This is a genomic window from Psychrobacter sp. H7-1, from assembly GCF_904846585.1.
Taxonomy (GTDB): domain Bacteria; phylum Pseudomonadota; class Gammaproteobacteria; order Pseudomonadales; family Moraxellaceae; genus Psychrobacter; species Psychrobacter raelei.
Window position 1 is genome coordinate 65,754 of the sequence record NZ_CAJHBH010000001.1, and the last position, 18,408, is coordinate 84,161.

The following is an 18,408-nucleotide window of genomic DNA, read 5'->3' on the forward strand; positions in this document are numbered from 1 at the left end:
TTTGACGATACTGACATTCATTAATTTTTCATAGTCTGCTCATCTGAAACACATCTATTTTGGCATCAGCTATGCTAGGATTAGGCCTGTGAATTTGCTTTCGCCCCTCTTCGCTTCATTATCTGGTATTTTTCATGACGGCATTATCTAATTTCGCTGCAAGCCAATCTCCTGCCCCTCATATTTTGATCGTCGAAGATGATCCTGCCATCGCCACGTCGCTTCGAGTGACGTTCAAGCGCGAAGGCTGGCAAGTGACTTGGCTGGACAATGCCAGTAGTGTCATCCCTACCCTAAAGCATTTCAACGATCAGCAGCAGCCACTTTCTGGCATTGTGCTGGATGTGGGTCTGCCTGATGGTGATGGCTTAAGTTTATGTCAAGACATTCGTCACAGCGAGGGCATTGGGATACTAAAGCAGCTGCCTATTGTATTTTTGACCGCCCGCAGCGACGAGGTGGATAGAATTTTGGGCTTAGAGATGGGCGGTGATGATTATTGCCCTAAGCCCTTTAGCCCCAGAGAGTTGGTGGCACGTCTCAAAGCCATTTGGCGCCGCGAGCAGTTGTCCGCCACCAGCATCGAGACGCACATCAGCAGCGCTGAGGACACCACGCCACAACTGTTTGAGTTAGATTCAGGCATTTGGCGTTACGAGCCGCTTACCTATACCTTGTACTGGAATGATCACAAGCTTGAGCTGAGCAATACTGAGCGCAAATTATTGTTGGCATTGTTGGCCAATCCGGAGCGTGTCTTTAGCCGTGAACAGCTCTTAAACGCGATTAGTGATTATCCCGATCACCGATTAGCGCGCACCATTGATAGCCATGTTAAATCTATACGTAAGCAATTGGCACAAATTAGTGAGCGTGAGGATTTGGAGATTATCCATACCCACCGAGGTCTTGGCTATGGGCTTTGTAGTTCATGAGTGATGAGGATAATGAGCTGAGCGAAGCGACAAAACAAGCGCTTAATAAAGCCGGCTCTGCGAACTGGTACGCCAAACTTCACCCCACTGGCAAAGAGACTCCGCCTGTGATTCAAGACAAAAAACCAAAAAAAATCCTCAACTTAAGCTTATTTTTTAGAATATGGATAGCGGTTGGGGTTATCGTGATTATCTCAGGCATAGTGGTGTTCAATCAGTTGTTTAACTACGTGCGCCCCATCACCCAACAAGTTATCGAGGATACCTTAGTGGATACCTCAAAGCTGCTGGCAGCAAGCTTGCAGTCAGCGGTGGAGTCCGGTGAGATTTATGATAGACACTATCAGTCGATGCTCGATAATGCGTTTTTGGCACCCACTTTGCCCACCAAGGAGCAAGCGGCCCAACACCCATCTAGTGCAGACAATACAACCATCGATCCAGCGCGCCCAGCTTCTGCACCTTTTGGTACTTGGTATCACGAAAAGACACACAGCAGCTTTCGGGTGTACATCACCAATAACGAAGGCATCGTTATCTACGACTCCTTACCCAAGGATGGCAATGACATAATGCCCGAGGCCAACGCTGAGGGCCAAGATTACTCAAGCTGGAACGATGTCAATTTGACCTTGCAAGGCAAATACGGTGCCCGGACCACACGCACTAATCCTGAAGACTCAAGCTCGTCAGTCATGTATGTCGCCCAGCCCATCTACAGCTCCAGTGACCCACAGCAAATCATTGGTGTTGTTAGTATCGGCAAACCCACCTCCACCGTCTTGCCCTATCTTAATGCCACTCGCCAGCGCATGCTAACCGCCTCGCTTATCATCAGTATCGTCACCTTATTGATGGCGGGTCTAATTGCTTGGTGGCTAAGACAAAGCACTTTACTGGTCACCCGTTATACGCAGTCATTGGCGCAAGACACCAAAAAGCCTTATTTTTATCTAGGGCGTGAGCTCAATGAATTAAGTGATACCATCGAGAGCATGAAGCATCGTCTCGAAAACCGTGCTTATGTCACTGACTATGTTCATACCCTTACCCACGAGCTAAAAAGTCCGCTGACCGCCATTCGTGCCAGCGGTGAGCTGCTTGAAGAGACGGATTTGGACGGTGAAGACAGACTGATGTTGAGCCAAACCATTACCGAGCAAAGCATCAAGCTACAGTCATTAATTGATCGTTTGCTGCTGTTGGCCAAAATTGAGCAGCCGACCTTTCGTTTGGCCATGCAGCGTATTAATCTAGATGGGTTAATTAAGACTTTGGTGTCCGGTTATGAGATGCAGCGTCAATACCAAAGCCTGCAAATCAATTATCAATGCCAACTGCCACAAGCGGATAACAACAGCATCTTAGCGGATGAATTTTGGCTCACACAAGCGTTGCAAAATGTGCTCGATAACGCTCTATATTTTGCTCACAATCAGGTCACTATCACCCTCACCTCTCAGACCATCCAAAAAACTGATTATATTAAGCTGTCGGTCATCAATGATGGCAATCTTATTCCTGACTATGCGCTAAGTAAGGTGTTTGATCGCTATTTTAGCCTCTCGCATCAGTATTCAAAGCCGCAAGCTGCTTCCATCTCGTCGCAAGGTGCAGCCGGTGCAAGTAGCCTCGGTAATGCCAGCCCCACTCAAGGCAAAAAAGGCACCGGACTTGGCTTAACCTTAGTCAAACAAGTCATCGAGCGTCACGGCGGTAATGTCAGCGTCCATAATCTAGAGGCTATCTTAGAGGATACGGATACTAACCGTGATAGCCCCACCACACCGATTCAGTTCACCGGCGTCGAGTTAATTTTATATTTACCCCTAACCCGTGTGTCTGGTAATGAGCGCAGTGGCAGCGAGACGACAACCACTTAGATATTGTCTTGGCACAGTGTACTGATTTTTAAATAAAAAAAGGCCCCAAAACATCTGTTATGGGGTCTTTAGGTGGTTATCAATTCTTACAAAGTTAGCTTTGCGAGGGGCTTAACGGCACGATACGCTCTTTTTGGCCACTGCCTAACATACCTTGGCTGCCCACCCCTTCTGGATTGGCCTCAAGATAAGCGGTCATCTGCGCAATGGCGTTTTCATCGCCACTGTCGATAAGACGCTGCTTAATCACCTCAACTGGCGGTACCGGTAAATTCTTTAATAAGGAGATTAATTGCGCATTGTCGCCTTTGGTCACCACCATCTCAATAAGCTGACGCGCATCTACGGGTAAGTCTGGGGTAGATTGTGCCATTAAAGCAAGGTGATAGGCGCCTGAGATATCATCATCAGTGACGATACGCTGCTCAATGGCGCTATAAGTCTCGCTGGTCGCACCGCCTGCCACGCTTAATAGGTGGATACACTTCAAAGAAGAATGCGGCTCTTTGGCAATCGCCATAATTTTCTCTGATTGCGCTTCTAAATGCTGTCTTTTTTGCAGTAATTTATCATCTGTCATAGTCATTTTCCTAATTAAGCCCGTATTTGTCCCACAGGTTACCCCACTTGATCTCAGCTGATATATTGCCTGTGTTTCGCCGCTGTTATAAAAGCTAATCTATAAAGCATCGCTAAGCGAGATTTAAGCTAAAGCAGCCTATATGGGTTAGGGCTCACTAAATATGTTTATCGTTTATTGTGGTTGCTTGTTGTTTAGGTTGCTTGTTATCTATATGGTGATGAGCGCTCAGTTCTAAAGGGCACATATACAAAAACATAACAGCTTGCCTGTTATTCAAATCGCTTTACTTCTTAAATTCTTGACCAAAAAAAACCCCAGAATCATTCCGGGGCCTTTGATACTAACTTATTTTAATCAACCACTGCTAAACGATTAGTTAGCTGGGCTGTGCTCTTCTACTAAAGGCTTAAGCTCGCCTGATTGATACATCTCTAGAATAATATCAGATCCACCCATAAGCTCCCCATTGATCCAAAGCTGTGGGAAAGTCGGCCAGTTGGCAATTTTTGGCAAAGTGGCACGAATTTCAGGGTTTTCTAAAATATTAACAAATGCAAATGGACGACCAATTTGAGTTAATACTTCAATGGCTTTAGCAGAAAAACCACACTGCGGAAACTGCGGCGTACCTTTCATATAAAGTAGCACTGGGTTTTCTTTAATCTGGTTACGAATTAACGTTTCGATGTCTTGGGCTTGGTCTGTCATATCAATTCCTTAATGGTGAGACAAGGTTGCCAACTACAGTTTTAAAGCTACAGTTTAACAAATTGGTGAATGCTAGTACCGAGTCAGCTAGGCGTCAATAGCCTGGCGTCTAACCGGTGTAGCGGCTAAAAATATCATTCATAGGTAATTATAGTATTTATGGGGATAGTAACAAAAAATACAACGAAAATGCATCTTATCTGTCATCTCAATTTAGCTTTTGCTAAAAAATCAGCTTACACCTGCTTTGTTAATAACACCACAGCACTGGCCATAATACCCTCTTGACGACCCGTAAAACCTAACTTCTCAGTAGTGGTGGCTTTAACACTAATATTATCAACGTGAGTCTGTAAGTCTTGAGCGATATTAAGGCGCATCGCCATATTGTGTTTGGCAAGCTTAGGACGCTCACACATGACCGTAATATCGGCATTGACTAAGCTGTAGCCTTTTTGGAGAATCAAATCATAAACATGGCGCAGCAGCACGCGTGAGTCTAGTCCTGAATTGGCATCATCAGTATCTGGGAAATGCTGACCAATATCCCCCAGTGCTAAAGCGCCCAAAAGCGCATCGGCAAGCGCATGCAATACCACATCGCCATCAGAGTGAGCCAGCAGACTGTGGCTGTGCTCAATCTTCACGCCCGCTAGGGTAACAAATTGATTGGGCTCACTTTTGGCGCTTTGTGCGTCCAGCTTTTTGTCATAAAACGCGTGTACATCAATACCTTGTCCAATTCTTATCATTATCAGCCTATCAGTGTTATAATTTAGCCCAAATTTTAGCATAGTTTCTGATACTTATGACGACATCTACTGGTTTTGATAATAACGCCTATAATTTGCCCGCCCTACGCCTAAGCGATGTGCCCAATCCTGCCCAGACTCGTGTAGTCGTAGGCATGTCTGGCGGTGTGGACTCTTCTGTTTCTGCGGTACTGCTACAGCAAGCTGGCTTTCAGGTAGAAGGCTTGTTTATGAAAAACTGGGAAGAGGATGACGGTACCGAATACTGTACAGCCATGGAAGATTTGGCCGATGCACAAGCGGTGTGTGACAAAATAGGCATCACCTTACATACCGCAAACTTTGCGATGGAGTATTGGGACCGAGTATTCGAGCATTTCTTAGCCGAATACCAAGCCGGCCGTACCCCAAACCCAGATATTCTGTGTAATAAAGAAATCAAGTTCAAAGCCTTCTTAGACTACGCTGTGACCCTAGGCGCAGATTACATTGCCACCGGTCATTACACCCGCCGCAGTGTCAATTACACCCGTGAAGATGGGCTTGAAGTGGCGCATCTGATGCGTGGGCTTGATAACAACAAAGACCAAAGCTATTTCTTACATGCAGTGGGCGGCGACAAGATTGCTAAGACATTATTCCCAGTGGGCGAGTTAGAAAAACCTGAGGTACGCCGTATTGCTGAGGAGCATGATCTGATTACGGCTAAGAAAAAAGACTCAACCGGTATTTGCTTTATCGGTGAGCGCCGCTTTAAAGACTTCTTACAGCAATACTTGCCGGCCAAGCCGGGCAATATCGTGACCGATGATGGCATTACTATTGGCAAGCACGATGGACTGATGTACTACACCTTAGGTCAGCGCGGCGGCATTGGTATTGGCGGGGTCAAAGACCGTCCTGAAGAGCCTTGGTTTGTGCTACAAAAAGACTTGAGTAACAACGAGCTGATTGTCGGTCAAGGTCATGACCACCCGATGCTGCTTAGCCAACGCCTAACCGCTTATAAGCTTGACTGGGTTGAGCGTATCGCGCCAGCTGCTATCTTTAGTGAGCAAGGCCTCAAATGCATGGCCAAAACTCGGTATCGTCAGCCCGATCAAAGCTGCACGGTATTTGCTGACTCTGATGATGGCAGCCGCGTAAAAGTAATATTTGATGAGCCGCAGCGCGCGGTCACGCCAGGTCAATCTGCGGTATTTTATATCGGCGAGGTGTGCTTAGGCGGCGGTGTGATTGAGTCATTTGAGTAATTAAGTGAGATAAGTCATTTAGTCACTCCTTGATATAAAAGAAATCATGCTTATATGGAGTGCTATGTTTATTCTATTACTATTAGTTGTTGCTTGGCTTTCGATTTTGCTAAGGCTGATTGCACTTACTAGTGAGTCCTCTGACAATTCTAAGCCCAACTATTCGAAGAATAAACTTATTTTCTTATGTGCTGTGACTGTGGCTTACCTCATAGTCACTTCATTCTTATGGTATGCATTTATTAGTGCTATATTTGATGCTGCTGCTTCAGTATAGCGCCATTTTTTTAGACTTTGCTTTTTTAGACTTTATTAGTCTTTATTAGACTTAAAAGGTCACTTAGCGTCATTAATTGCTATAATTGCAAACCACGCTGATCAGAAGCGGTATTTGATTTACGTTTTATCTGAGTTTTGCTGTCCATCGCGGCAGCCGTTTTTATTTATTATTTTAACAATTTGTCGTTTCCTATTCTTGTTTTTCACCCACTGAGCTAAAGGATATTTATGTCTGCCTCTTTATCTGCCTTAACTGCCCTATCTCCGATTGACGGTCGCTATGCCAGCCGTGCTGACTCATTACGTGCTCATTTATCAGAGTTTGGCCTTATTAAAGCCCGCGTTACTGTTGAGATTCGTTGGTTGCAAGCCTTAGCCGATAATGATGCCATCACTGAATTGGCCAAGTTTGATCAAGAGACCAATGCCTTTTTGGACGCCATCGTTGATAACTTTAGCGAAGACGACGCACAAGCGATTAAAGACATCGAAAAAACCACCAACCACGATGTAAAAGCGGTTGAATACTTCATCAAAGACAAGTTTCGTGGTAATGCTCAGCTAGAGGACAGCTTAGAGTTTATCCACTTTGCTTGTACTTCAGAGGACATTAACAATCTATCTTATGCGTTAATGCTAAAAGACAGCCGTGACATCGTGGTTGCCAAATTGCAACAGGTCACCGACTCTATCGTGGCACTGGCAAAAGAACATGCCAAACAACCTATGTTGTCTCGCACTCATGGTCAGACTGCCAGCCCAACGACTTTGGGTAAAGAGATGGCTAACGTGGCCTACCGCCTAGCCCGTCAAATCAAGCAAATCAATCAAGTTGAGCTACTTGGCAAAATCAATGGCGCCGTGGGTAACTACAACGCTCATTTATCTGCTTATCCTGAGGTTGATTGGAGCGCACATGCACAGCAATTTATCACTGAGCGCTTAGGTCTGACCTTTAACCCTTACACCACTCAGATTGAGCCACACGACTATATCGCTGAGCTATTTGATGCGCTGCGTCGTTTTAACACCGTGTTAATCGATTTTAACCGTGATATCTGGCAATACATCAGCTTAGGCTATTTCAAGCAAAAACTTAAAGACGGTGAAGTCGGCTCATCCACCATGCCGCACAAAGTTAACCCCATTGACTTTGAAAACTCTGAAGGTAACTTGGGTGTGGCAAATGCCATGCTGGCGCATTTGGGCGAAAAACTGCCTATCTCTCGTATGCAGCGTGACTTATCTGACTCAACTGTTCTACGTAACATTGGGGTTGGTCTGGCTCAAGGCATGATTGCTTATGATGCGTGCCTAAAAGGCGTTGGCAAATTGGAAGTCAATCCTGAGAAGCTAGATAGCGACCTTGATAACGCTCAAGAAGTATTGGCAGAGCCTATCCAAACTGTGATGCGCCGCTACCGTGTTGAAAACCCATACGAGAAGCTAAAAGCGTTAACCCGTGGTCAGGCCATGACTCGTGAAAAAATGCTTGAGTTTGTTGATAGCAATGAATTAGATGCAGTGCCAGATGCAGACAAAGCCCGCTTACGTGAGCTGACCCCTGCCACCTATATTGGTAATGCTGATGAACAAGCCCTGGCCATCGATGAGTGGATTGCCAAGCTAAATAAATAATCAAAGCCTTGACTAAAAGCTGATGAATATTAGTGTCGTAATAAAAACCCTGCTTTGATAAGCAGGGTTTTTATGCTTGATAACGTATATCTTGAGTATTAAACCCTTTAGATGTTAGTTACTCTTTTTTATCGTCGTCATCACCGCCTGGAATAATGGCTTTGGTCACAGCAACGGTTCCTTTAACTACGCCTTTGGTGGTTTTGTAGGCGACTTTAACCGGCACAGTGACCAACTTATGGACACAGGCTTGGAGCATGAGACTGCTAATAAGAATGGTCAAAAGGGTGAGTTTTTTCATAGATACCTTAATGCAATAATAAACATAAAAGACAAATAACTTGTCTGATTTTAGTGCTCATAATAAAGCAATAAAATCAGATACAACACCCAATTTTTATATTTTTTTCTTTCTTTGCACTCATAAAAGCCCCATTAATACTTTTATTTCGCCACCTATACCCTCAATATGGATACCCTTTTTTATGAATACCATTAAGTTTTGTCTGCCAGATAACATCAGCCCTGAGGTCTTCTTGCGTGACTATTGGCAAAAAAAACCTTTACTCATTAAACAAGGCCTACCACAACTGGCCGGCATGTTTGAGCCAGATGATATTTTAGGTCTTAGCCTAGATGAGGCAGCCACAGCTCGGCTGCTGACCCAAAACCCGACGTCACAAGGCGATCAGTGGCATCTTCAGCAAAGCCCTTTATCTGAGGAAATGTTTGACGATTTACCTGAGCAATGGACAGTGTTGGTACAAAACTTAGAACAATGGTCACCTGAGCTGGGTCAATTATGGCATGCTTTTAACTTTATTCCGCAGTGGCAGCGTGATGACATTATGGTGTCCTACGCCCCTGCCGGCGGCTCTGTGGGCAAGCACTATGATGAATATGATGTGTTTTTGGCGCAAGGCTATGGTCACAGACGCTGGCAACTGGGCAAGGTGTGTGATGCCGGTACTGAGTTTATTGCCGATCAACCGATTCGTATTTTCGATGACATGGGTGAGCTTATCTTTGATGAGATATTAGAGCCAGGTGACGTGTTATATGTGCCACCCAAGCTCTCTCATTACGGGGTGGCTCAGGATGATTGCCTGACTTTTTCATTTGGCTTTCGACGTCCAAACTTAATGCAAGTACTAGATAGCTTGGTGGACATTACGACCGCTGAGCCCTCGTTATTTACCCCACTGCTACTAGAGCAGCCCTTGCAGCCTTCAGGTCAACTTGAAGCCTCAAGTATTGCCCAAATTAAGTCTCAGCTGTTGGCCAAGCTACAGTCTGAACAAGGTGATCAGCTGATTGCACAAGCCGTCAGTGAAGTGGTCAGCAAGCGCCAGTACGAGCTACTGGTGCCCGAAGAAGCGCTCGATGTCTCAGAGCTGGAACAGGCACTTAAAGAGGGCGCCGTCATTAAGACAGACTACAGCAGCCGCCTCATTTATAGCCAACAGGCAGACCAAATCACTGTCTTTGCCAACGGTCAGCGTTTAGAGGACATAAGCGGCTGTGAAGCCGAGCTATTACAACGCTTAGCAGATGCACAAAGCCTAACTTATCAGGATTTATTGGCCGCTGATTTGCCGCTTGAGACAATAATGGGCTGGCTTGAAAACAGTTGGGTGTGGCTGGACTTCGATGCCCAGTAATCATCGGCTGTAGCGCTTAAGATTTGTGCGCTGCGTTACATCATTGATACACTAAGGTGCGTTGGGTGGTTTTATTAACCACATCTCCATATTAGTTTACATTTGTAAACACACTAGGTTTGATTTGGTTTTATAATAAAAAAGTGACTTATTTATAATTTTTTAATAACAACCAATCAATCACATAGATAGACCCCCACTGCACGGAGTGCTGTAACAAGGAGAACCACCATGTCCGATGATAATAGCGTTAACGAAACCACCAAAATGGCGCGTAATGATATTAACCAAGACCATTTAGACAAAAAAGACCAGCAGCGTACCGATGATTGCGCCTTAGATATGATGCAGGGTCTGCATGATCACGAAGACCATGAAGATAGCCAAGACAGCTAATTAAGTTTATTATTAAATCAAAGTTTTATAAAAAAAGACGTTAACCCTCGTTAACGTCTTTTTTATTTGATGTGCTTTGGTGTTATGGCATGCTTATTCTTCGTCGCCCAGCGATAGCAACTGCTCACTGATAGCCACGGTATTAAAGCCACCATCTACGAATACAATTTCACCGGTAATCCCTGAGGCCCAAGGTGATAATAAGAAGGCAGCTGTATTACCCACCTCCATCTGAGTCACATTGCGTTGTAGCGGCGCAATCTTAGCATTCACATCAAGCATTCTACGGAATGATTTGATACCGCTGGCCGCTAGGGTACGGATTGGACCGGCTGAGATGGCATTGACGCGGATACCTTCGCCGCCCATAGAAGCCGCTAAATAGCGCACACTGGCCTCAAGGCTGGCTTTGGCCATACCCATTACGTTGTAGTTTGGAATAACCGATATACTGCCTTGGTAAGTCAACGTCAGCAATGAGCCTTGACGCTTGGCCAATAATGCTCTTGAGGCACGTGCCAGCGCCACAAAACTGTACGCAGAAATGTCATGAGCAATGGCGCTACCTTCACGGCTGGTCACTTGAGTGAAGTCCCCATTAAGCTCATCAGCGGGTGCAAAACCAATGGCATGGACTACCCCGTCGATACCGTCTTCCCAGTGCTCAGCCACAGCGGCAAAACACGCGTCAATCTCAGCATCCGAGCCTACATCACAGGGCAATACCAAATCTGCGCCGAAAGCCTCTGCCGCCATATCTACGCGTTTTTTCATCTTGTCATTGGGATAAGTTAAAATCAATGACGCCCCTTCTCTATGTAATGCCTCAGCGATGGCCCAAGCGATAGATAACTTACTGGCAATACCCGTCACCACAAAACGTTTACCTTGTAATAACATCACTATTACTCCCTTATTTATAATTTTTCGTTGTTTTATCATTGTCCCCCACCTGATGTTAAGATAAAGGGACTCCATTTTTAGTACCAAGTGTTCACTCAGACTTTTGTGATGTGCATAATAATACAAAAGTCAGCATAATTCACAGTAATCTGTGTTTTTTTATCTCTTAGGTGAAAAATACTCAGCTATTTTTTGACAAAGACCTTTACAATTTATTTGTAGCCGTTAAGCTATAGCATTCTTCTATTTTGCTATTTATAACTATGTGTGATTCTAATTCAAATTCTTTAAAAACAGCCCTAGATCCCAGACTGCCCAGTCCTGATCTTTATGCCAAATTAATCGCCTCTACTGGAGAAGATTTAAATCGACTAGGCTTACTAGATACGCCTACTCGCGCCGCCAAGGCATTTGGTTATTTAACCCAAGGATATCATCAATCACTCACTGAAGTGACCAATAATGCGGTATTCCCTACGGATAACTCTGAGTTGGTATTGGTGCATAATATTGAGTTTTACTCATTGTGTGAGCATCACTTGCTGCCGTTTCATGGTGTCGCTCATGTGGGCTACTTACCAGATGGTAAAGTACTGGGCTTATCCAAAGTGGCACGCATTATCGATATGTATGCCCGCCGCTTACAAATCCAAGAAAGCTTAAGCCAACAAGTCGCTGAAGCCATTATGGAGGTGACTCAGTGCCGCGGCGTAGCTGTAGTTATGGACGCCTCGCACATGTGTATGATGATGCGCGGGGTCAATAAGCAGTTATCTAGCACCCGTACCACAGCCATGCTAGGCGACTTTAAGACGGATATGCAAGCCCGCAACGAATTCTTTGCTGCGCTGCCGGCCTCAAAGCTCTAAACCGCTTATCTATCCCTAGCCATTGACCGTGTTTACTGATATCAACCCGTCTTTATAGGCGGGTTTTTTGATGGGTTAAAACTGCTGGCTATGGGCACTGGTATCAATCAGTAACTTTGAATAAGGATGCTGAGGATTCTCAAATAGCTGCTGAGTGGGTTGATATTCGACACACGCCCCCGCCTTTAATACCATAATGTGCTGACACAAAGCCTGCACAACTTTTAGATCATGGCTGATAAAGATATAGCTGATACCAAACCGAGCCTGGATATCTCTTAGTAGATGCACCACAGCCACCTGGGTGCTGCTATCTAAGGCAGAGGTCGGCTCATCTAAGATGATAACCTTTGGACGCATAATCAGTGCACGTGCCAGTGCCACTCTTTGACGTTGACCTCCTGACAGCTCATGTGGATAGCGATAAACAAAGTCTGGCGGCAAGTTCACCGTTTGTAGCACGTCAATCACTGCCTTTTCACGCTCAGCCTTGTCCACCCCTTTTACCAATAGACCTTCTTCAATGATTTGCATGACGTTAAATCGTGGATTGATACTGGCGAAAGGATCTTGAAACACCATTTGTAAGGTAGAACGAAAGTGACGCAGCTTACTTTTGCTTAGGCTATTTACTTTTATGCCTGCCACGTCAATCTCGCCGCTTACCTGAGCCTGAGTACTGAGCAATCGAGACAAGGCCAAGGCGATGGTGGTCTTGCCTGAGCCTGACTCACCCACAATACCTAATGAGGCGCCACGTGCCAACTCAAAGCTGACATTGTTTACTGCAGGTGCCCACTCACTCACCCCGCCCAGCAGACTTTTTTTGGCAGCAAAGGCAATCGATAAGTTGATGGCTTTAATAATAGGTACGGTATCGCTATCATCTGATAAAGATAGCGCTGGGCCAAAGTTTTGGTTAATTAATGACAGGGTATAAGCGCTTTTGGGATGGTTAAAAATCTGCTCACTTAGCCCTTGCTCCACCACTGTGCCTTGCTGCATCACAATGATTTGATGGCTATAGCGGCGTACTAGGTTCAGATCATGGCTGATCAGCAACATCGCCATGCCTTTTTGTTGTTTTAGCCGATTAAGCAGCTCAAGAATCTCATGCTGCAAGCTGACATCAAGAGCGGTGGTGGGCTCATCGGCAATGAGCACATCGGGGTTTTGAGCAAGCGCCATAGCAATCATTACCCGCTGACGCTGACCCCCTGAGAGCTCATGCGGATAGCGATTTAATTTTTGCTCAGGCTGCTTGATATTGACATCATTTAACAGCTCAATAATGCGCGCTTTAATCTGAGATTTTGGGAGGCCACTCAAGCGCAGACTCTCAGCAATTTGCTTGCCTACTGTATGCAGGGGGTTTAAGGCCGTCATTGGCTCTTGGAACACCATCGCAATTTTTGCCCCGCGGATTTGCTTTAAAATACGCTCACGCTTAACTTGACGCCTAGCAAAGCCATCCGGCTGCTGGGTGATGGGCAACTCACCTACCTGCTGTAAGCTGACCGTCCCCTTAACGCTTAAGCTCTCAGGTAATAAGCCAAGTAGCGCCAAGCTCGATAAAGACTTACCAGAGCCGGACTCGCCAACGATGGCCAAAGTTTGCTTTTGATACAGCCGATAGGATAGATCCTGCACCAGCACAGTGTGTGCTTGCGCAATATGTAGGTGACTGACGCTCAGCACCGGCTCACCGCCATATTGCTCAGCACAATTATGATTAATAGATGAGCCGTCAATCTTAGTAGATTGAGCCGGATGACAAGCAGAATCGGAGGGGTTGGCGGGGCTTACGGGCATGGACTCATTCTCATAACAAAGACTGAACGCCTAATTTAACCCATTTGAGCGGTGAATCCTAGCCAAAGTTGGTCTGTACTGATGCCGGTCTAGCTTTCACGAGCTGAATGAGAGGATAAAAACGTATCCACCACTTTATATTGACCAGCAGTGCTCTCCTCGCCATACATGGCCTGCCTAAAGGCGTTAGAATCCTCGATACCAGAGGTATACCAAGCAATGTGCTTGCGGGCGATGCGGCAGCCTGAGTATTCACCATAAAAATCATATAGCTCTTGTAAATGAGTCAATACAATTTGTCTTAACTGCTCAATACTGGGGGCTGGTAATATCTCACCGGTCTGCAAATAATGGGCGATATCTCGAAACAGCCAAGGCTGACCTTGAGCAGCACGACCAATCATAATGGCATCACAGCCGGTCTGCTCATACACTTCTATGGCTTTTTGGGGGCTGTCAATGTCGCCATTGGCAATCACCGGGATGTTAACCAATTGCTTTACTTCACGAATGAGATCATAACGGGCCTGACCTCCGTATTTGTCTTCTCGAGTACGGCCGTGGATAGCAATGGCAGCAATGCCCGCCTCTTCTGCTCGCTTGGCCACACGCAAGATGTTCTCCTGTCCATTTTCATAGCCCAAGCGTGTCTTTAAAGTGACAGGTGCATCCACTGCGGCCACTGTCGCATCCAGCAGACGTGCCACCAGATCTTCATCTTTTAATAAAGCTGAGCCTGCCAGTTTACGGCACACCTTCTTGGCCGGGCAGCCCATATTAATATCAATAATCTGCGCCCCATTATTGACCTGATACTGAGCCGCTTCAGCAATTTTATCAACATCTGCGCCTGCAATTTGCGCGGATATGGGAGCAATTTCTCCCTCAAAGTTGGCTCGAAATAACGACTTTTTATGGGCATATAACGTGGCATCAGCCGTCATCATTTCGCTGACGGCATGACCGGCCCCAAACGACTTGCATAAGCGTCGAAACGGGTTGTCTGTTACTCCAGCCATAGGCGCCACCATCAATCGGTTCTGAATCTCTAATCCGCCAATATATAATGGCTGCAATAAGGGATGATCGGCCAAGGTGGTGGGTAATGTCATATCATTTGCCATTGAATCGCTCAAAAAATCATTTTAAAAAAAGTATATTATTTGCAGACAAAAAGGCTTGCCCTAATAAGGACAAGCCCGTTTTATCCTGCCGCTATTGTAAGGGCTAATACCTAAAACTCAAGCGTTAACTCAAAACCTAAGGTTTAGACACCCAGCGCCCAAAGCGGCCTGTTAAGCGTGCTCAATCGCTGCTGCTAGCTGCTCAGCCTGCTGTGCAAGCTCTGCCATGTCTGCTTGAACCACAGCATGTTTACCTAGCTCATGGATATTAGAGGGAATGAGATGCACATGATAATGGAAGACGGTTTGGCCTGCCTCAGCGCCATTTAACTGCATTTGAATAATGCCTTCACGATCAAATACTTTACGCTGTGCTGCCATCACCTTTTTGGCCGTCATCAGTACCGCACTGGCATACTCAGGCTCAAGCTGCGAAAGCTCTACCGCTTTTTGTTTAGGAATAACCAACACATGACCTTTAGCTTGCGGCATGATATCCATAAAGGCTAAGGTCTTGTCATCTTCGTATACCTTGTGACAAGGGATATCACCCGATAAAATCTTAGCAAAAATATTATCATCTTCGTAATGCTTAATGCTCATTGTTATGTCCTTATTTGTTGTGATTTATATGAGGCATACGTTTACCTCAACATCAGTCGTATTTATCCAACTATTCAACACCAACCGCTGACAAGTTGCAACTGTAATTGCACCTATAAAAAAGAGACTGCCAAGCAGTCTCCTTTTTTATGGTAGTTAAACACTGAACCACTTAGATTAAAATACGCGGTTTAGACCATTTAACGCAGCCACACGGTACGCTTCTGCCATGGTGGGATAGTTAAAGGTGGTATTCACAAAGTACTCTAGATTGTGACCACATTTCATAACGGCTTGACCAATGTGAATAATCTCAGAGGCATGATTGCCATAGCAGTGGATACCCAAAATCTCTAAGGTTTCGCGGTGGAATAAGATTTTTAGTACGCCTGAACGCTCACCGATGATTTGGGCACGTGCCAAATGCTTAAAGAAAGCCTGACCCACTTCATAAGGTACTTTCTCATCGGTCAATTCTTGCTCAGTTTTACCGATACTTGAAATCTCAGGGATGGTATAAATACCAGTAGGTACGCTAGATACCGGCTCAGCATCTTCATCACCCACCATGAAGGCAGCTGCACAGCGGCCTTGGTCATAAGCGGCAGAAGCCAGTGATGGCCAGCCAATAACATCACCGGCAGCATAGATGTTCTCAACCTCAGTACGATAAGTGTCATCGACTTTGAGCTGGCCTCGGCTGTTGGCTTTTAGGCCAATGCCCTCTAAGTTTAGGCTTTCTGTATTGCCTGAACGACCATTCGACCACAAAATGGCATCTGATTTGATTTTTTTACCACTTTTTAGATATAAAATAACGCAGTCGTCATAGGTCTCAAGCTTTTCAATCTCTTCGTTATTGCGAACCAATACCCCAAACTGACGGAAGTCATGCGATAAAGCATCGCTAATCTCTTTATCCAGATAGCTTAGCAACGAGTCGTGGTTATTGATTAAGTCCACCTTATAGCCAAGACCGGTGAAGATAGAAGCATATTCACAGCCAATCACGCCAGCACCATAGATGATGATTTTTTTGACCACATAATCCATTTGCAAGATTTTGTCAGAGTCAAACACGCGTGGATGATCGAAATCTAATAAGTCTGGACGATACGGACGGCTACCGACTGTGATAATGGCTTTGTTAAACGTGATGGTTTCAAAACCTAAGCCGTCACCTAATTCGATATGCAAGGTGTGATTGTCTACAAAGCTTGCCCAGCCATGACGCACTTCAATCTGATTGCGCTCATAAAAACGGGTATGCGTGTCTACTTGATTACGCACGACTTTACGCGCTTTGGTCAGCACCTTATTTAAAGGTACCTGATAATAGTCTAAGCCTTGAGAGAATAAAGGGTCACGGCGATAGTTAATTAAGTTGAACACAGACTGACGTAGCGCCTTACTGGGGATGGTCCCCACATGGGCTGAGTTACCACCGACTTGACTACGGGCATCGACTACCACAACTTTTTTGCCAGATTTGGCAAGCTTCATGGCCGCTGCTTCCCCAGCAGGACCTGCGCCAACAACGACAGCATCATATTCATACTCATGATTGTCATTTTTTAGGCGCTCAGAGTCACGAGTGAACCCAGAATTGATACGAATGCGATCGTTATCTAATGGACTGATGAGGTTTGGATGAAACAAGGTGTCCTCTAACGAGCTGTCACTGGCTTTGACAGGCGTTTTTTTGACTTCTGATAACACACTAGGTGCAGCACTGCCAATCTCATTAGCCGCTGTTTGAGTGCTTTGTTTGTCATCGTTAATATCGCTGGTTTCATCACCTTTACGTTTTTTAGACATATCATCCTCTTTGGTATTATAGTTCTGGCTGCAGTGGGTACGGCAATCGCTCAGTGGCACAAAATGTTTTTTTCGGAATCACTTTTTGATATTGGCTATTTTAGAGCCTGTGAAAATGCCCAATAAAAACTGGCGCCATTATAACAAATACTGACCCTTAGGTCATGGTAAAGTAGCCTTATCCAATACGGCGCTTTAATCCGGTAATTTGTAAAATACGGGTAGCAATCTCCTCGACCGACATCTCAGAGACATTTAGGCTGGGAATATTTTGGGTCATATAAATTGCCTGAATTGCCCGCTGCTCCTCTTCACACTGTTTATAACTGGCGTAACGACTACCGGCTCTGCGCTCTTGTCGAATCTTTTGAAGACGCTCAGTATCAATAATCAGACCAAACAATTTACCACGGTGCGGCTGTAGCGCTTTGGGCAGCTGGTTATCAAACAAATCATCTTCGGTCAGCGGATAGTTAGCGGCACGAATACCAAACTGTAAGGCTAAGTATAAAGAGGTGGGCGTTTTGCCAGATCGAGATACCCCGATTAGAATGATATCGGCCATATCATAATGACGGGTGCGAGCGCCATCATCATTATCTAGTGCAAAATGTACCGCATCAATACGAGATTTGTAGGTTTCTGAGTCCACATTATCATGGGCGTGGCCTGAATGACCGTCTGGCTCTACCCCTATCTCATCAGTAATACGGCCAATTAATCCCTCATACATATCAAGATTACAAGCCTGAGCAGAATTCACCACCGCACGAATATCAGGATCTACAATGGTATCAAACACCAAAGGCAGAATACCGGTAGACTGATAGGCTTCATTGATGTGTTTTACCGCCGCCTCTGCTGTCTCAATGGTGTCCACATAAGGAATAACTCGCGTCTCAAAAGGCACACTGGCGAACTGGCTTAAGATAGAGCGGCCTAAGGTCTCTGCCGTAATGGCGGTACCATCTGAGATAAAAAAGGCCACCCGAATCACTTGCGGCTTGTCATCGACAGCCAGTGCACTACGATTTTGGATGGTGGGTTTTACCGACAGAGTATTGAGTAGATTTTCCATAAAATTCCTTAGCAGCAGAGCGTTAAAAACCAAATTTTATAAACTAAGCGCATCTTATCAAATTATCGGTGTTTTGAGTGTGTAATAAGTTTTGAGTATGTAATAACTTAACC

At 45.3% G+C, this 18,408-nt stretch carries 17 protein-coding genes; 7 read left to right on the forward strand and 10 right to left on the reverse strand.

Going from position 1 to position 18,408, the window contains the following annotated elements; genetic code table 11:
* Positions 1-134 precede the first annotated feature (134 nt).
* Both JMX92_RS00310 and creC read left to right on the forward strand, forming a co-directional pair.
* Positions 135-935, forward strand: a complete 801-nt coding sequence (locus tag JMX92_RS00310; RefSeq protein WP_049750988.1) for a response regulator — start codon at positions 135-137, stop codon at positions 933-935.
* The gene (creC, locus tag JMX92_RS00315) at positions 932-2,818 is read left to right on the forward strand and encodes a two-component system sensor histidine kinase CreC (protein WP_201543253.1); all 1,887 of its coding nucleotides are present in this window, start codon (positions 932-934) and stop codon (positions 2,816-2,818) included. Before JMX92_RS00310 ends, creC begins: the two co-directional genes overlap by 4 nt.
* Positions 2,819-2,912: 94 nt before the next feature.
* Here creC and JMX92_RS00320 read toward each other — a convergent pair whose 3' ends face one another.
* From JMX92_RS00320 to ispF, 3 genes are all read right to left on the reverse strand, one after another.
* Positions 2,913-3,398 carry a hypothetical protein gene (locus tag JMX92_RS00320; RefSeq protein ID WP_110816438.1) on the reverse strand — a complete coding sequence of 162 codons (486 nt, stop codon included), beginning with the start codon at positions 3,396-3,398 and terminating at the stop codon, positions 2,913-2,915.
* 375 nt (positions 3,399-3,773) lie between these two features.
* A complete protein-coding gene (gene grxD, locus JMX92_RS00325) occupies positions 3,774-4,109 on the reverse strand; it encodes a Grx4 family monothiol glutaredoxin (RefSeq protein WP_011960233.1) in 336 nt (111 codons plus the stop codon).
* Positions 4,110-4,345: 236 nt separating this feature from the next.
* On the reverse strand, positions 4,346-4,861 hold the full coding sequence (gene ispF / locus JMX92_RS00330) for a 2-C-methyl-D-erythritol 2,4-cyclodiphosphate synthase (protein ID WP_110816436.1): 516 nt from the start codon (positions 4,859-4,861) through the stop codon (positions 4,346-4,348).
* A 56-nt stretch (positions 4,862-4,917) separates the two neighbouring features.
* Between ispF and mnmA the strand changes: the two genes are divergently transcribed.
* Positions 4,918-6,114: a tRNA 2-thiouridine(34) synthase MnmA gene (gene mnmA / locus JMX92_RS00335; RefSeq protein WP_197708912.1), complete on the forward strand. Its 1,197-nt coding sequence runs from the start codon at positions 4,918-4,920 to the stop codon at positions 6,112-6,114.
* A 507-nt stretch (positions 6,115-6,621) separates the two neighbouring features.
* On the forward strand, positions 6,622-8,031 hold the full coding sequence (purB, locus tag JMX92_RS00340) for an adenylosuccinate lyase (protein ID WP_201543254.1): 1,410 nt from the start codon (positions 6,622-6,624) through the stop codon (positions 8,029-8,031).
* A gap of 118 nt (positions 8,032-8,149) precedes the next feature.
* On the opposite strand, the gene JMX92_RS00345 is transcribed toward purB, so the two are convergent.
* Entirely contained in the window at positions 8,150-8,332 is a 183-nt protein-coding gene (locus JMX92_RS00345) for an NF038104 family lipoprotein (protein WP_011960229.1), read from the reverse strand.
* Positions 8,333-8,516: 184 nt separating this feature from the next.
* Here JMX92_RS00345 and JMX92_RS00350 point away from each other — a divergent pair, with 184 nt between their 5' ends.
* Entirely contained in the window at positions 8,517-9,692 is a 1,176-nt protein-coding gene (locus JMX92_RS00350; protein WP_201543255.1) for a cupin domain-containing protein, read from the forward strand.
* 231 nt (positions 9,693-9,923) lie between these two features.
* A complete protein-coding gene (locus JMX92_RS00355) occupies positions 9,924-10,088 on the forward strand; it encodes a hypothetical protein (protein WP_162853843.1) in 165 nt (54 codons plus the stop codon).
* A 93-nt stretch (positions 10,089-10,181) separates the two neighbouring features.
* Here the strand turns inward: JMX92_RS00355 and JMX92_RS00360 are convergent, their stop codons facing one another.
* The gene (locus JMX92_RS00360) at positions 10,182-10,988 is read right to left on the reverse strand and encodes an enoyl-ACP reductase (RefSeq protein WP_041773301.1); all 807 of its coding nucleotides are present in this window, start codon (positions 10,986-10,988) and stop codon (positions 10,182-10,184) included.
* A 266-nt stretch (positions 10,989-11,254) separates the two neighbouring features.
* On the opposite strand from JMX92_RS00360, the gene folE reads away from it, so the two are divergent.
* The gene (gene folE / locus JMX92_RS00365) at positions 11,255-11,860 is read left to right on the forward strand and encodes a GTP cyclohydrolase I FolE (RefSeq protein WP_201543256.1); all 606 of its coding nucleotides are present in this window, start codon (positions 11,255-11,257) and stop codon (positions 11,858-11,860) included.
* A 75-nt stretch (positions 11,861-11,935) separates the two neighbouring features.
* On the opposite strand, the gene JMX92_RS00370 is transcribed toward folE, so the two are convergent.
* The 5 genes from JMX92_RS00370 to JMX92_RS00390 all read right to left on the reverse strand — a co-directional run bounded on the left by JMX92_RS00370 (position 11,936) and on the right by JMX92_RS00390 (position 18,295).
* Positions 11,936-13,672 (reverse strand): dipeptide ABC transporter ATP-binding protein, encoded by a 1,737-nt coding sequence (locus JMX92_RS00370; protein WP_201543257.1) that lies wholly within the window; start codon positions 13,670-13,672, stop codon positions 11,936-11,938.
* Positions 13,673-13,761: 89 nt separating this feature from the next.
* The gene (gene dusB / locus JMX92_RS00375) at positions 13,762-14,796 is read right to left on the reverse strand and encodes a tRNA dihydrouridine synthase DusB (RefSeq protein ID WP_201543259.1); all 1,035 of its coding nucleotides are present in this window, start codon (positions 14,794-14,796) and stop codon (positions 13,762-13,764) included.
* Between the two features lie 171 nt (positions 14,797-14,967).
* Positions 14,968-15,399 carry an HIT family protein gene (locus JMX92_RS00380; RefSeq protein WP_011960222.1) on the reverse strand — a complete coding sequence of 144 codons (432 nt, stop codon included), beginning with the start codon at positions 15,397-15,399 and terminating at the stop codon, positions 14,968-14,970.
* 177 nt (positions 15,400-15,576) lie between these two features.
* Entirely contained in the window at positions 15,577-17,217 is a 1,641-nt protein-coding gene (gene sthA, locus JMX92_RS00385; RefSeq protein WP_011960221.1) for a Si-specific NAD(P)(+) transhydrogenase, read from the reverse strand.
* 178 nt (positions 17,218-17,395) lie between these two features.
* Positions 17,396-18,295, reverse strand: coding sequence for a pyruvate, water dikinase regulatory protein (locus tag JMX92_RS00390; RefSeq protein ID WP_011960220.1), 900 nt, complete (start codon positions 18,293-18,295; stop codon positions 17,396-17,398).
* Positions 18,296-18,408 lie beyond the last annotated feature (113 nt).